The 13,666-nt window shown below is 65.7% G+C and carries 12 protein-coding genes; 1 reads left to right on the forward strand and 11 read right to left on the reverse strand.

Going from position 1 to position 13,666, the window contains the following annotated elements; translation table 11 throughout:
* Positions 1–15 precede the first annotated feature (15 nt).
* Together IFT87_RS09630 and IFT87_RS09635 are read right to left on the reverse strand one after the other, a co-directional pair.
* Positions 16–1,197 (reverse strand): hypothetical protein, encoded by a 1,182-nt coding sequence (locus IFT87_RS09630; protein ID WP_037527531.1) that lies wholly within the window; start codon positions 1,195–1,197, stop codon positions 16–18.
* Between the two features lie 80 nt (positions 1,198–1,277).
* Positions 1,278–1,571 (reverse strand): Hpt domain-containing protein, encoded by a 294-nt coding sequence (locus IFT87_RS09635; protein ID WP_031440942.1) that lies wholly within the window; start codon positions 1,569–1,571, stop codon positions 1,278–1,280.
* 182 nt (positions 1,572–1,753) lie between these two features.
* Here IFT87_RS09635 and IFT87_RS09640 point away from each other — a divergent pair, with 182 nt between their 5' ends.
* Positions 1,754–3,949: a hypothetical protein gene (locus tag IFT87_RS09640; protein WP_342211148.1), complete on the forward strand. Its 2,196-nt coding sequence runs from the start codon at positions 1,754–1,756 to the stop codon at positions 3,947–3,949.
* Between the two features lie 23 nt (positions 3,950–3,972).
* Here IFT87_RS09640 and IFT87_RS09645 read toward each other — a convergent pair whose 3' ends face one another.
* The 9 genes from IFT87_RS09645 to IFT87_RS09685 all read right to left on the reverse strand — a co-directional run bounded on the left by IFT87_RS09645 (position 3,973) and on the right by IFT87_RS09685 (position 13,550).
* Positions 3,973–4,254 carry a DUF1467 family protein gene (locus IFT87_RS09645; protein ID WP_031393778.1) on the reverse strand — a complete coding sequence of 94 codons (282 nt, stop codon included), beginning with the start codon at positions 4,252–4,254 and terminating at the stop codon, positions 3,973–3,975.
* A gap of 4 nt (positions 4,255–4,258) precedes the next feature.
* Positions 4,259–5,896, reverse strand: coding sequence for a ribonuclease J (locus IFT87_RS09650; RefSeq protein ID WP_031393779.1), 1,638 nt, complete (start codon positions 5,894–5,896; stop codon positions 4,259–4,261).
* Between the two features lie 63 nt (positions 5,897–5,959).
* Positions 5,960–6,736 (reverse strand): type III pantothenate kinase, encoded by a 777-nt coding sequence (locus IFT87_RS09655; RefSeq protein ID WP_192008325.1) that lies wholly within the window; start codon positions 6,734–6,736, stop codon positions 5,960–5,962.
* A 72-nt stretch (positions 6,737–6,808) separates the two neighbouring features.
* A complete protein-coding gene (locus IFT87_RS09660) occupies positions 6,809–7,576 on the reverse strand; it encodes a biotin--[acetyl-CoA-carboxylase] ligase (RefSeq protein ID WP_192008327.1) in 768 nt (255 codons plus the stop codon).
* On the reverse strand, positions 7,543–8,988 hold the full coding sequence (nuoN, locus tag IFT87_RS09665; RefSeq protein ID WP_031440946.1) for an NADH-quinone oxidoreductase subunit NuoN: 1,446 nt from the start codon (positions 8,986–8,988) through the stop codon (positions 7,543–7,545). The genes IFT87_RS09660 and nuoN overlap by 34 nt, the downstream gene beginning before the upstream one ends.
* A complete protein-coding gene (locus IFT87_RS09670; protein WP_031440947.1) occupies positions 8,988–10,520 on the reverse strand; it encodes an NADH-quinone oxidoreductase subunit M in 1,533 nt (510 codons plus the stop codon). The genes nuoN and IFT87_RS09670 overlap by 1 nt, the downstream gene beginning before the upstream one ends.
* Positions 10,520–12,628 carry an NADH-quinone oxidoreductase subunit L gene (gene nuoL / locus IFT87_RS09675; RefSeq protein WP_192008329.1) on the reverse strand — a complete coding sequence of 703 codons (2,109 nt, stop codon included), beginning with the start codon at positions 12,626–12,628 and terminating at the stop codon, positions 10,520–10,522. Before nuoL ends, IFT87_RS09670 begins: the two co-directional genes overlap by 1 nt.
* Positions 12,629–12,633: 5 nt before the next feature.
* Positions 12,634–12,942, reverse strand: a complete 309-nt coding sequence (gene nuoK / locus IFT87_RS09680) for an NADH-quinone oxidoreductase subunit NuoK (RefSeq protein ID WP_031393835.1) — start codon at positions 12,940–12,942, stop codon at positions 12,634–12,636.
* Positions 12,939–13,550: an NADH-quinone oxidoreductase subunit J gene (locus tag IFT87_RS09685; protein ID WP_031440949.1), complete on the reverse strand. Its 612-nt coding sequence runs from the start codon at positions 13,548–13,550 to the stop codon at positions 12,939–12,941. Before IFT87_RS09685 ends, nuoK begins: the two co-directional genes overlap by 4 nt.
* Between the last annotated feature and the right edge of the window lie 116 nt (positions 13,551–13,666).

Here is a 13,666-nt window from a genome sequence, read left to right on the forward strand (position 1 = left end):
ATTATTAAGGCGGTACTAAGGCTGAAGACGAAGATGCTCGATTGCCGCAGCCAGCGTGACCGTCGCGTACAGCCCGGCGATCGCAAGGCCCAACAGCGGAAATCCGAGGATCGCGACGATCGTGACAATCAGCAGATAGGCCGGCGCACTGCCCCACCACATGCGACGCGCCCGCTCGACGATCGCGCGTTCGCCCAGCGCTGCGATCGCGAGCAGTGCGGCCGCCATGACCAGCGCGCTGTTGTCGGCCGAATAGCCCGCCCACAGAAAGGCAAACAGCAGAACGGCGAGCGCGCTGACGACGCCGATTCCGCGCGTCTGCATCGTCGCGACCGACTCATCGTCGCGCAGGCCACTCAGCACCGAGCCGATCGCCAGACCGACACAGGCCGTGCTGGCAAGCACCAGTCCGGTCGCCAGCCAGCCGAACAGCATGGCGCCAAGCCCGGCTGCGGCGATACCCAGCGACGTCGCGCCGACGGTCGTGCCAGCAACGCTCTTATCGACCAGGAACGGCAGGCCGAGCCTGGCGATCGGCGCGAGCACGAAACGGTCGAACCAGCCGCTGCGCCCCGACACGATCGTCGCCAGCACGGCACGGCCGCGTTCTTCCAGCGTCCGCGCCTCGCGCTCGATGCCGTGCCCGCTGCGAATTGCATCGGTCGGCAGCAGGATCTGCACCGCGCGCGCCTGCACCGCGATCCGCAGCAGCGTCGATTGAAGGTCGTAATCATTGGGCAGGCCCGCGACTTCGGCGATCCGTGCGGGCTCCAGCCGGGCGACACCGGCCCATGCCATCTGGCCACCGACGCGCTCGAACCCGGGTCCCGCATCGTCCTCAGGCACGACGAGCAGCGCATCGCCGCCCTCGTTCGCCATCGCCGCGACGATGCTCTCGGTCGTCACCAGCCCATCGCCGAGCATCAAGACGCGCGCCAGCGGATGGAGCTTTTCCATCGCCTCGGCCGCAGTCCGGACGGTATCGACCGCGACACCACGGCGGTTGATGCGATTGATCGCGCCCAGCAACTCAGGCGTCAGCCGCGCGACGACCACGATGACCTGACGCACGCCGGCTGCAATCAGCAACCGCGCCTGATACTCGATCAGCGTGACGCCGCTGAACGGCAAAGTGGCAGCCAGGCGATCGGGGCGATCGTCGGCATCGTGAATAGCAAAGAGAAGCCCGGCAAGCATCTGCGGCTGTTAGGCGTCGAAACGACGGATGCAAAGCCCGTGCGTCAGAAGCACGCGCAGATCACCGCCCTGCATCCGGGTCAAAGCTGCTTTACCGCGTCGCGCAGCCGACGCAGCATGTCGTCGTCGCCGGGCGGGGTGTCGGCCGCCGCGCGCGCCAGCGTCATCAGCGGCATCGCGCCAAAGCTCGCCGCCAGCCCCTTCAGCCGCCATGCCGCGGCGCGCCATGCCTCGGCGTCGGATGCGTCCACCATAGCGTCCAGCGCGTCGGCGGCGCTGTGGGTGAAGGCGAGGTGCAGGTCGGCGATCAGCAGCGGATCGTCCCCGACCGCGGCTGCCAGGGCGGCGTCGATTGCTCCGGGATCATAGGCCATGAGATGGGGCGTACACGCGACCGACTTAACGGGAGGTTGCGCTATTCGCTTTGTCAAAGCCGATTTCATGGTAAAACCCGGACATGAACGGGGGTTCTTCCATCATCGGCCTGCGCGCGGACCCTGCCCGGGATCCGGACCTTGGCGACGTCCCACCACCGCCTTTGAAGGAACGCGCACCCGTGTTTATCGACGACTATATCCTGCCGGCGGACGACGACGGCGCCGATCGCGGGCGGATCTTCGCGGGTGCGGCGATCGCCGCGGTCCTGCTCTGGCTCGCCGTCATGCTCTGGCTCGTCCGCGGCGAGATCGGTGCGATCGGACCGGTCGCGCTGGTCCAGCTCCTCGCAGCGCTGTGCGTCGTGCCGGCGCTGATCGGCATCATCTGGTTGCTCGCGATGCGGACGAGCCGGGCCGAGGCGGCGCGGTTCGGGGTCACGGCGCGCGCGATGCAGGCGGAGTCCGCCCGGCTCGAACAGGCGGTCGCCGCGACCGCGCAGACGATCGACCGCAATCGCCGTCATCTGGCGGACCAGGTCGACACGCTGATGACGATGGGCGAGACCGCGCATCAGTTTCTCGGCGCGATCGGCGAAGGCTTCGCGACCGAGATCGAACGCGCCGACGCGCACACGCGCAGCCTCGTTGCCGCGGCCGACGCGACGCAGACGTCGCTCGGTGTCCTGCTTGCCTCGCTGCCGCGCGCGCATGCCGAGACCGAAGCGATGGCGGACCAGCTCGAACGCGCCGGCCTTTCCGCCAGCGAGCATGCCGGTGCCCTCGATGCGCAGATCGGCGCGCTGGCGGCCCGTGGGCGGGAGGCCGATGCGGTGGCGAGCGGCGCGGCGCAGCGGCTGGCCGCACATATTATCCGGATGGAGGCGACCAGTGAAACCGCCGGCGCCCGGCTCGAGGCGGTTACCGAGACGATGTCCGCGGAGGTTGACGCACTGCTCGGGCGTACAGCGGATGCGGTCGACGACGCACGCAAGGGCATTGCCGCGCAGGGTGACGCGGTGCTGGCGATGGTCCGCGCCAATCAGGTGGCGCTCGACGGCGCGACGCGCGCGAGCGCCGAGGCGATTGCCGACCGGATCGCCGGCGTCGATTCGGCGATCGCCCAGGTGGCGCGCCGCCTAGAGGAGCAGCGTACAGCCGGGGAGGATATCCTCGGCTCGCTCGGTTCAGGCCTCGACCAGGTCGAGACGCGGATCGACACGCTCCACCATCATGGTGTCGAACGAACCCAGCTGCTCGCTGCGTCGATCAGCGCACTGGGCGGCTCGGCGGACGCGATGACCGAGGCGCTCCGCTCGGGCGAGGCGATGGCGGGGCGGACGATCGGCACGACCGAATCGCTGCTGATCGCCCTCGACGCCGCGGCGCGCGAGATCGACGAAACCCTGCCTGACGCGCTGTCCCGGCTCGACCGGCGCGTCGCCGACAGCAAGGCGATCGTGGTCGCGGCAAAGCCCGAATTGCTCGCGCTCGTCACCGCGGCCGAAAGTACGCACGACGCGATTGAGGCGATTGCCGGTGTCATCGCCGAACAGCGTAGCGTGCTCGATCGCCTGTCGAACACGCTGCTCGACACGCTGGCCTCGGGTCGCGCCAAGGCGGACGCACTGGGCCAGATGGTCGACGAGACGATCGATCGCACCAACAGCTTCTCCGAAGAGGCCGCACCCCGTCTCGTCGAGGCGTTGCTGCGCGTCCGCGAGACCGCGACCGCGGCGGCGGATACAGCGCGCCACACGCTCGCTCAGGTCATTCCCGACGCCGCGCAGGCGCTCGAGCTCGCCAGCAGTGCTGCGCTGCGCCGCGCGACCGGCGACACCGTCGATCGGCAGATCCAGGCGATCGGCGACGCGACCGACGCCGCGGTCGACGCGACGACGCGCGCGACCGAGCGGTTGGCGGCACAGGTCGAGGCGATCGCACAGCAGACCGCGGTCGTCGAAACCCGGCTCGAAGAGGCACGCAACGACCGCGAAACCGCCGATCGCGACACATTCGCGCGGCGGGTCTCGCTGCTCATCGAATCGCTGAACTCCGCCTCGATCGACATCGCCAAGGCGTTCGCGCCCGAAGTCGCCGACAGCGCCTGGGCGGCCTATCTCAAGGGTGATCGCGGCGTCTTCACCCGCCGTGCGGTGCGCATCCTCGACGCGAACGATGCCCGATCGATCGCGAACCTGTATGACGACGATGCGGGCTTCCGCGAGATGGTGAACCGCTACATCCACGACTTCGAATCGATGTTGCGTGCGATCCTGGCACAGCGCGACGGCTCACCGCTCGGTGTCACCCTGCTCTCGTCGGATATGGGCAAACTCTACGTGGCGCTAGCACAGGCGATCGAACGCCTCCGCTAAAAGGGGCGCCCGCCCCGGTCGCGCTAGCGGCGGACCATGTCGCGTGTGTCGAACAGGTCGAACATCTGCGGCGTGATCCAGCCGTAAGCGTAATTCAGCTGGAACAGCACGAACAGCGTCGTCGCAACGATCGTCACGCGCCAGGCGACGCGCCCGGCGTGGAAATCATGCGGCGCGCTCTCGGACTGGCCGGGGACGGTCTCGCCCCCGACCTCGCGCGTCGTCCGCACACCGAATGGCAGGACCAGGAACACCGAGAACGCCCAGAACAGGACGTAGATCGCGAGTGCCGAGGTCCAGCGCATCGAATCAGCCTTCGATCAGCAGAACGTCGACGATCGGCTTCTTGCCGGTCCAGCGCGTCGAGACCTTGCGGACCGCAAGTCGGACCTGCTCGCGCATCTTGTCGATATCGCGCTTGCCGCCCCGCACGGTGTCGGCAACCGCCTGGACCGCATCCGCGACGAATGCGGCACGATCTTCCTCCACCGGCACGCCCTGGACGCGGACCTGCGGCTGACCGAGCATCCGCCCGTCCTTGCCGATCGCCACCGCGACCGAAATCTGGCCATTGATCGCCAGCTTGCGACGCTCGTTCAGCGTGGTGCCGTCCGCCGGCAGGATCACGTCACCATCGAGGACCAGGCGGCCGACCGTCGCATTGCCGATCTTGACCGGCCCCTTGGGCGCCAGCCGGACGATGTCGCCGTTGCTCTGCACCAGCGCACGGGGAATCCCCTGCTCCAGCCCGAAGCGCGCATGCTCCATCATGTGGCGCATCTCGCCATGCGTCGGGATCAGCGTGTCGGGACGCAGCCACTCGTACATCTGCGCGAGCTCCGGCTGGCCGGGATGGCCCGAGACGTGGACGTGCGCCTGGCGCTCGGTCACCATGCGGATTCCCTTGGCGGCCAGCGTGTTCTGGATGCGGCCGATCTGAACCTCGTTGCCGGGGATCTGCTTCGACGAGAAGATCACCGTGTCATCGGCCTCGAGCGTGATCGTGTGGCTGCCATTGGCAACCCGCGCGAGCGCGGCGCGCTCCTCACCCTGCCCGCCGGTGGCGATGATCAGAACCTTGTTCTTGGGCAGACGCATCGCGGTGTCAGGATCGATCGTCTCGGGGAAGTCCTTCAGATACCCCGTCGCACGCGCGACCTTGATGATCCGGTCGAGCGAGCGTCCGGTGACGCAAAGCTTGCGCCCGGTTTCCTTCGCCACTTCGCCGAACGTGTGAAGCCGTGCGGCGTTCGACGCGAAGCTGGTGATCATCACCCGGCCCTTGGCCTTGCTGACTTCCTCAAACAGGCCCTTGCGGACCGTGCTCTCGCTGCCCGACGCGGTGGTGTTGAAGATGTTGGTCGAATCGCAGACCAAGACGTCGACGCCCTTGTCGCCGATCGCCATGAAGCCTTCGGGCTTGGTCGGATTGCCGATCACCGGGTTCTTGTCGAGCTTCCAGTCGCCGGTGTGGAACACGCGACCATAGGGCGTGTCGATCAGCAGCGCGTTCGCCTCGGGGATCGAATGCGACATTTCAACGAAGGTGAAGCCGAACGGCCCGAGCTGGAAGTTGCCGCCCATCGGGATCATCTTGAGCTTCACGCGGTTGGCGATCCCCTCTTCCTCGAGCTTGCCGCGGACCAGGCCCATCGTGAACGGCGTCGCATAGATCGGCACGCCCAGATCTTCGGCGAGATAGGGCAGCGATCCGATATGGTCTTCATGCCCGTGCGTGATCACGATGCCGAGCAGATCGTCGATCCGCTCCTCGATGAAGGACAGGTCGGGCAGGATGACGTCGACGCCGGGATATTGCGGATCGGCAAAGGTGATGCCGAGATCGACCATCACCCATTTGCCCTGGCAGCCATACAGGTTGACGTTCATGCCGATTTCGCCGGAGCCGCCAAGGCCACAGAAAAGGAGTTCGTTCTTCGGAGTCATTGATTACTTTCAGGATTACAGGGGAATGTGGCCCGCAGGCCGGTTGGCGCGAGCCCAATGGCCCTAGATATGGTGACGGTCCCACATCATCGCCAGCCCCTGGATCGTCAGGTCGGCCTCGATGACGTCGAACACGTCGGTCTGTTTTTCGAAGAGGGTGGCAAGTCCGCCGGTCGCGATGACCTTGACCGGACGCCCGACCTCGGCCTTCATCCGAGCGACCAGCCCCTCGATGATCGCGACATAGCCCCAGTAGATGCCGATGTGCATCTGCGAGACCGTGTTCAGGCCGATCACGCTGGTATCGGCGGGCGCCTCGATCGCGATCCGCGGCAATTTGGCGGCAGCGGTGACCAGCGCGTCGAGCGACAGGTTGATCCCCGGCGCGATGATGCCGCCCTTATACGCGCCGCGATAGTCGACGAGGTCGAACGTCGTCGCGGTGCCGAAATCGATGACGATCAGGTCGCCGTCGTGCAGCGCATGCGCGGCGATCGTATTTACCGCACGATCAGCGCCCAGCGAGGCGGGCTCGTCGACATCGATCGCGATCCCCCATTCGACCGGCGCGCGGCCGGCGATCAGCGCCTCGGTCGCGAAATATTTCGACGCGAGCACCTGCAGATTGTGCAGCGCGCGCGGCACGACCGTCGCGATAATGACGCCCTCGACCGCCCCCCGATTATGCCCGCCAAGCTGCATCAGCTGGCTCAGCCACACCGCATACTCGTCCGCGGTGCGGCGTGGATCGGTCGCGATCCGCCACCGCGCGACGATGACGCCCTTCTCGACGAGCGCGAACACGACATTGGTATTGCCGGCATCGATGGCGAGCAGCATGCGGGGACCTTCAACCTTTCCGTGCGGATAGTGCATAGTCGAGACCCGCGGCGATGGCGATGACGCGCCGCATCACAGCAGGAATATGTCGGCGGCGTGGATGACACGACGCTCGCCCGACGCTGTGCGCAGGATCAACGCGCCATCGAGATCGAGCCCCTCGAACAGCCCGTCGACCGCCTCCCCGTCCGCGAGCCGCGCGGTCAGCGCGGTGCCCGCCGGATGCGCGCAATCGACCCAGCGCGCGCGGACCGGCGCCAGCCCCTCGGTCCGCCAACGCGCAACCCAGCGCGCAAAGCCGTCTGCAAGGATGTCGAGGAACGACGACGGCTCAACGACGACGCCGTGCACCGCGAGATCGGTCGTCTTACGATCGGCCAGCTCGGGATGGTGTGCAATGTTGACGCCAAAACCAACGACGACCGAGTCGTCCGCGCGCTCGAGCAGGATACCGGAAAGCTTGGCATCGGCGAGCAGCAGGTCGTTCGGCCATTTGAGTAGCAGTGTCGCGCTCGAGTCCGTCGTCGCCTGCCGGATACCGTCGATGAGAAGGGTCGACACGGTCTCATACAACGCGACTGCCGCGACGAGCGCGAGGCTGGCGGCGGGCGGATCGCCCAGGCGCAACCGCACCAGCGTGCTCGCATAGAGATTGCCGTCGGGGGACGACCATTCCCGCCCCTGCCGGCCGCGTCCTGCAGTCTGCCGAACCGCCCTCAGCCAGAGGCCGTCATCGGCGCCGGTGCGAGCCAGCGCCAGCAGGTCGGCATTGGTCGATCCTGTCTCCGCAACGGTACGGATAATGCTCAGAACAACGCCCGCGCTGCCGCCATCGTCCATGCGCCGAGCACGGGGATGAGCAGATAGCCGGCCGGCGAGACGAATACCGCCGCCAGCGCGATCAACCCGCCCTCGACCTTGTTCTCCATCGGCGCAAAGGCGGGTGCCGGATCGTCGAAGTACATCGTCTTGACGACGCGCAGGTAATAATAGGCGCCGATCACCGATGCCGCGATGCCGACCACGGCGAGCGGGAAGAGGCCTGCATCGACTGCCGCACTGAACACCGCGAACTTTGCATAGAAGCCGAACAGCGGCGGAATACCGGCAAGGCTGAACATGAAGATCGCGAGTGCGGCGGCAAGCCCCGGCCGCGTCCGCGACATGCCCGCCAGGCTCGCGATCGTCTCGACCGGCTGCCCGTCATCGCCGCGCATCTGCAGCACGACCAGGAACGAGCCCAAGGTCATCGCGACATAGATCGTCAGATACATCAGCACGCCCGACACACCTTCCGGCGTCCCTGCAGCGAGACCGATCAGTGCGAAGCCGACATTGTTGATCGACGAATAGGCCAGCAGGCGCTTGACGTTGGTCTGACCGATTGCCGCGACCGCGCCGAGGATGATCGAGGCAAGCGCCGCGAAGATCACGATCTGACGCCACTGGTCCGTCGCCGGCCCCATTGCCTCGATCGCGACGCGTACCGCCATCGCCATTGCCGCGACCTTGGGAGCCGAGGCGAAGAAGGCGGTGACGGGCGTCGGTGCGCCTTCATAAACGTCGGGCGTCCACATGTGGAACGGCACTGCGCTGATCTTGAATGCGAGGCCTGCGAAGACGAACACCAGACCGAACAGCAAGCCAAGCGACTTGGTCCCGGCATAGGCGTCGGCGATGCCCGAGAACAGCGTCGTACCGCTGAACCCGTAAACCAGCGAAATACCGTACAACAGGATGCCGCTGGCGAGCGCGCCAAGCACGAAATACTTCAGACCCGCCTCGGCCGACCGCCCGTCGCGCCGCATGAAGCTGGCGAGGACATACGCCGCAAGGCTCTGCAGCTCGAGACCGACATAGAGCGTCAGCATGTCGCTGGCCGAGACCATGATGCCCATGCCACAGGCCGACAGCAGGATCAGCACCGGATATTCGGGACGAAGATCCTCGCCCTGCGACCGTGCGAAGAAGCTCGGCGCCATCATGATCGCGACGGCAGAGGCGATGTAGATCAGCACCTTGGCAAAGGCACCGAACGCATCGGCACGGTAGAGGCCGTCGAACGCATAGCCGCCCGACGATGCCGGGCCGACCAGCGCGATCCCGGCGCCGACCAGGACGAACACGGATGCGATCGACACGGCGCGCGTCGACGTGTCCCCGCCCCAGGCCGAAACGAGCATCAGCGCGATCGCGCCCAGTGCCAGCACCAGCTCGGGCAGCGTCATTGCGATGTTAGCGGCGTATTCCATCAGTGTGCCTCCCCGTGCGCGGCTTCATGCACGGTGGCGGGCTTCCCCGCAGTTGGGTTCGAATCGCTGGCCGGCTTGGCGCGATCGACGCGCGCGAGCAGGACGCTCACATCCTTGCGCATCGGCGCGAGGAAGCTCTCGGGATAGACGCCCATCCACAGCACGACGGCTGCGATCGGTGCGAGCAACCAGAATTCGCGCGCCGACAGGTCGACCATGCCGCGAACCTCGTCCGACTTGATCTCGCCAAAGACCACGCGACGGTAGAGATACAGCATGTACGCCGCACCGAGGATGATGCTCGTCGTGCAGAGCAGCGCCGTCCAGGTCGAGACCTGATAGGTGCCCATCAGCGACAGGAACTCGGCGACGAAGCCGCTGGTGCCCGGCAAACCGATCGACGCCATGGTGAAGAACAGGAAGAAGATCGCATAGCGCGGCATGTTGATCGCCAGGCCGCCATAGCGCGAGATCTCGCGGGTATGGAGCTGGTCGTAGATCACGCCGACGCACAGGAACAACGCACCCGACACCAGCCCGTGGCTCAGCATCATGATCATCGCGCCTTCGATGCCCTGCCGGTTGAACGCGAACAGACCGATCGTGACGATCGCCATATGCGCGACCGACGAATAGGCGATCAGCTTCTTCATGTCCGACTGCACGAGCGCGACCAGCGACGTGTAGATCACCGCGACCGCCGACAGGCCGAAGATCAGCCAGGTGAGCTGGCCCGAGGCTTCGGGAAACATCGGCAGCAGGAAGCGCAGGAAGCCGTATCCGCCGAGCTTGAGCAGCACGCCCGCCAGGATTACCGACCCTGCGGTCGGCGCCTGCACGTGCGCGTCGGGCAACCAGGTATGGACCGGCCACATCGGCATCTTGACCGCAAACGACGCGAAGAACGCCAGCCACAGCCACGTCTGCACGTGCGCCGGGAAGTCGTAGTTCAGCAGCGCCGGAATGCTCGTCGTGCCCGCGGTCTTCGCCATGTACAGCATCGCGATGAACATCAGGACCGAGCCGAGCAGCGTGTACAGGAAGAACTTGTACGACGCGTAGATCCTGTTCGCCCCGCCCCAGATGCCGATGATCAGGTACATCGGGATCAGGCCGGCTTCGAAGAAGACGTAGAACAGGAACAGGTCCTGTGCCGCGAACGTGCCGATCATCAGCACTTCGGTGAACAGGAACGCCGCCATATATTCCGGCACGCGGGTCGTGATCGAGCGCCAGCTGGCGCCGATGCAGATCGGCATCAGGAACACGCTGAGCATGATCAGCATCAGCGCGAAGCCGTCGATGCCGAGCGACCAGCCAAACGGCCCGAAGATGCCGGGGGCGTGCTCGACGAATTGCCACTGCGCGCCGCCAATGTCGAAGTTCATCCACAGCATGATGCCGAGCACGAAGTCGATCAGCGTCGCCGCCAGCGCGAGCATCCGGGCCGTGTTCGCCGAGACGAACAGGCATGCGATGGCCGCGATCATCGGGACCGCGATCAGGACGGAAAGGATAGGAAAGCCGGTCATCAATAGAGTCCGATCGCCCAGGTTACGGCGGCTGTCAGGCCGATCAGCATGACGAAGGCATAGGTGTAGAGATATCCCGTCTGGAAGCGGCCGGCGACCCGCGCGCCGACCTGGACCAGCCAGGCCGACCCGTCGGGGCCGAACCGGTTGATCGTCTTCTCGTCACCGCGGTGCCACAGGAAGCGGCCGATCGCAAAGGCGGGGCGGACGAAGATCAGGTCGTACAGCTCGTCGAAATACCACTTATGCAGCAGGAAGTCGTAGAGCACGCCGAACTGTTCGATCACCTTGCCCGGGAAGGACGGGTTCTTGATATAGGCGTACCAGGCGGTCAGCAGGCCGAGCAGCATCGCGATCGTCGCCGACAGCTTGATGATGAGCGGCACGCCGTGCATCTCGTGCATCAGATGTTCGCGGAACGCGAGTGCGCCCTTCCAGAACTCTTCGCCCGAACTCGGCTCGATGAAGTAACCGTGGAAGACGAAGCCTGCGAGCACGGCACCGATCGACAGGACGATCAGCGGGATCAGCATCGGCAGCGGGCTCTCATGCGGGTGATACCCGCCATCGCCTTCCGCCGGCGGATGCACGGCATCGTGATGATCATGCGGCGCATGGCCTGCGTCCTCGGCCTTAGCCGGGTTCGCGTGGTGATCGTCGACATGATGCGCGTCGTGCGCATGATCGTCGTGACCATGGGCGTCGTGGAGCGCATGCTGGATGTGCTCCGATGCGGCCCAGCGCGGCTTGCCCCAGAAGGTGAGGAACATCACGCGCCACGAATAGAAGCTGGTGAGCAATGCGACGAGCACGCCGACGAACCACACGCCCGGCTGACCGGCCGCCCAGCTCGCCTCGATGATCGCATCCTTCGAGTGGAAGCCTGCGAACCCGAATGCGGTGTTGCCGAAGATGCCGGGGATGCCGACGCCGGTGATCGCGAGCGTACCCGCCATCATGCCCCAGAACGTCACCGGGATCTTCTTACGCAGACCGCCATAATAGCGCATGTCCTGCTCGTGGTGCATCGCATGGATCACCGAGCCGGCACCCAGGAACAGCAAAGCCTTGAAGAAGGCATGCGTGAACAGGTGGAACATCGCCGCGCCGTACGCGCCGACGCCAGCTGCGAAGAACATGTAGCCGAGCTGCGAACAGGTCGAATAGGCGATGACGCGCTTGATGTCGGTCTGGACGAGGCCACACGTTGCAGCGAACAGGCAGGTCGCGGCCCCGACCGAGGTGACGACGGTCAGCGCGACCGGGCTCATCTCGAACATCGGCGACAGGCGGCAGACCATGAACACGCCCGCGGTGACCATCGTCGCCGCGTGGATCAGCGCCGACACCGGGGTCGGGCCTTCCATCGCGTCCGGCAGCCAGGTGTGCAGGCCGAGCTGTGCCGACTTGCCCATCGCGCCGACGAACAGCAGCAGGCAGAGCACCGTCATCGTATCGAAGCGGTAGCCGAGGAAGCCGATCGTCGATCCGGCCATGCCAGGTGCGGCGGCCAGGATCTCGGGGATCGAGACCGTGCCGAACACCAGGAACGTGCCGAAGATGCCGAGCATGAAGCCAAGATCGCCGACGCGGTTGACGACGAACGCCTTGATCGCGGCCGCGCTGGCCGACGGCTTGCGGAACCAGAATCCGATCAGGAGGTAGGACGCGAGGCCCACCCCTTCCCAGCCGAAGAACATCTGGACAAGATTGTTCGCGGTCACGAGCATCAGCATCGCAAAGGTGAACAGCGACAGATACGCGAAGAAGCGCGGCTGGTCGGGATCCTCATCCATATAGCCCCAGCTATACAGATGGACGAGAGCCGACACCGACGTGACGACGACGAGCATCACCGCGGTCAGCGCATCAACGCGCAGCGACCACGCGACGTTCATGTCGCCCGACTGGATGAAGTTTAGCAACGGCTCGACGGTCGCGCTGCTGGTGCCCGCCATGAAACCGAGGAAGATCGGCCAGGACAGCAGGCACGACGCGAACAACGCGGCCGTGGTGACGATTTTCGCCGGCACGTTGCCGATCGCGCGATTGCCGAACCCGGCAACGATCGCGGCCAGTAACGGCAGGAAGACGATAAGCTGGATCAACCGTATTACCCCTTCATCCGGTTGACGTCGTCGACCGCAATGGTGCCGCGACCGCGGAAATAGATGACCAGAATGGCCAGGCCGATCGCGGCCTCACCCGCCGCGACCGTCAGCACGAACATCGCGAACACCTGTCCGACGAGATCGTTGAGGAAGGCCGAGAAGGCGACGAGATTGATGTTCACCGCGAGCAGGATCAGCTCGATCGCCATCAGGATGACGATGAGGTTCTTGCGGTTCAGGAAGATGCCGAGCACTCCCATGGTGAACAGGATCGCCGCGACGACGAGGTAGTGGACGAGACCGATCGTCACAGTTCGACTCCCTGCCCGACGACCGGGCGCGTGTTGCGCGTTGCGTCCTGCGGACGGCGTGCGTTCTGGCGGCTGATGTTCTGCGCCTTCACGCCGCCACGCTGGCGGTGCGTCAGCACGATCGCACCGATCATCGCAACGAGCAGGACGAGCCCGGCCGCCTCGAACACGAACAGATAGCGCGTGTAGAGCAGGTTGCCGATCGCCTGGATGTTGGGCACCCGGGCATCGATCGGCGCCGCGCGCCGCGCGAGCTGGATCGGCCCGGTGCTCCACGCACCGATCGCGATCATCACCTCGGCGGCGAGCGCGACCGCGAGCGCCAGCCCGATACCGAAGTACCGTGCCACGCCGGCACGCATCTCGGCAAAGTCGATGTCGAGCATCATGACGACGAACAGGAACAGCACGGCGACCGCACCGACATAGACGATGACGAGCAGCATCGCGATGAACTCGGCCCCGACGAGGATCATCAGACCCGCCGCGTTGAAGAAGGCGAGGATCAGCCACATCACCGAATGGACCGGGTTGCGCGACGCGATCGTCATGGCGCCCGACAGGACGACGACGAAGGCGAAGAGATAAAAGGCTAGGGCCTGGATCATGAGGTCCTCGTCACCCCAGCGAACGCTGGGGTCTCACGCCGCGCGGGCGCGCTCGGAAACGGGGAGATCCCAGCCTGCGCTGGGATGACGGAGTTAATCTGTGTCATCGCGGCGCT

It is taken from the genome of Sphingomonas sp. CFBP 8765, from assembly GCF_014841445.1.
GTDB lineage: Bacteria > Pseudomonadota > Alphaproteobacteria > Sphingomonadales > Sphingomonadaceae > Sphingomonas > Sphingomonas aerolata.

What these genes read in the sequence shown, in the direction of transcription:
- IFT87_RS09630 (WP_037527531.1), bottom strand. Translation starts at nt 1,197, where the DNA reads ATGCTTGCCGGGCTTCTCTTTGCTATTCACGATGCCGACGATCGCCCC.
- IFT87_RS09635 (WP_031440942.1), bottom strand. Translation starts at nt 1,571, where the DNA reads ATGGCCTATGATCCCGGAGCAATCGACGCCGCCCTGGCAGCCGCGGTC.
- IFT87_RS09645 (WP_031393778.1), bottom strand. Translation starts at nt 4,254, where the DNA reads ATGCGCTGGACCTCGGCACTCGCGATCTACGTCCTGTTCTGGGCGTTC.
- IFT87_RS09650 (WP_031393779.1), bottom strand. Translation starts at nt 5,896, where the DNA reads ATGACTCCGAAGAACGAACTCCTTTTCTGTGGCCTTGGCGGCTCCGGC.
- IFT87_RS09655 (WP_192008325.1), bottom strand. Translation starts at nt 6,736, where the DNA reads ATGCTGCTCGCCATCGATGCCGGCAATACCAATGTCGTGTTCGCGCTC.
- IFT87_RS09660 (WP_192008327.1), bottom strand. Translation starts at nt 7,576, where the DNA reads ATGGACGATGGCGGCAGCGCGGGCGTTGTTCTGAGCATTATCCGTACC.
- nuoN (WP_031440946.1), bottom strand. Translation starts at nt 8,988, where the DNA reads ATGGAATACGCCGCTAACATCGCAATGACGCTGCCCGAGCTGGTGCTG.
- IFT87_RS09670 (WP_031440947.1), bottom strand. Translation starts at nt 10,520, where the DNA reads ATGACCGGCTTTCCTATCCTTTCCGTCCTGATCGCGGTCCCGATGATC.
- IFT87_RS09685 (WP_031440949.1), bottom strand. Translation starts at nt 13,550, where the DNA reads ATGATCCAGGCCCTAGCCTTTTATCTCTTCGCCTTCGTCGTCGTCCTG.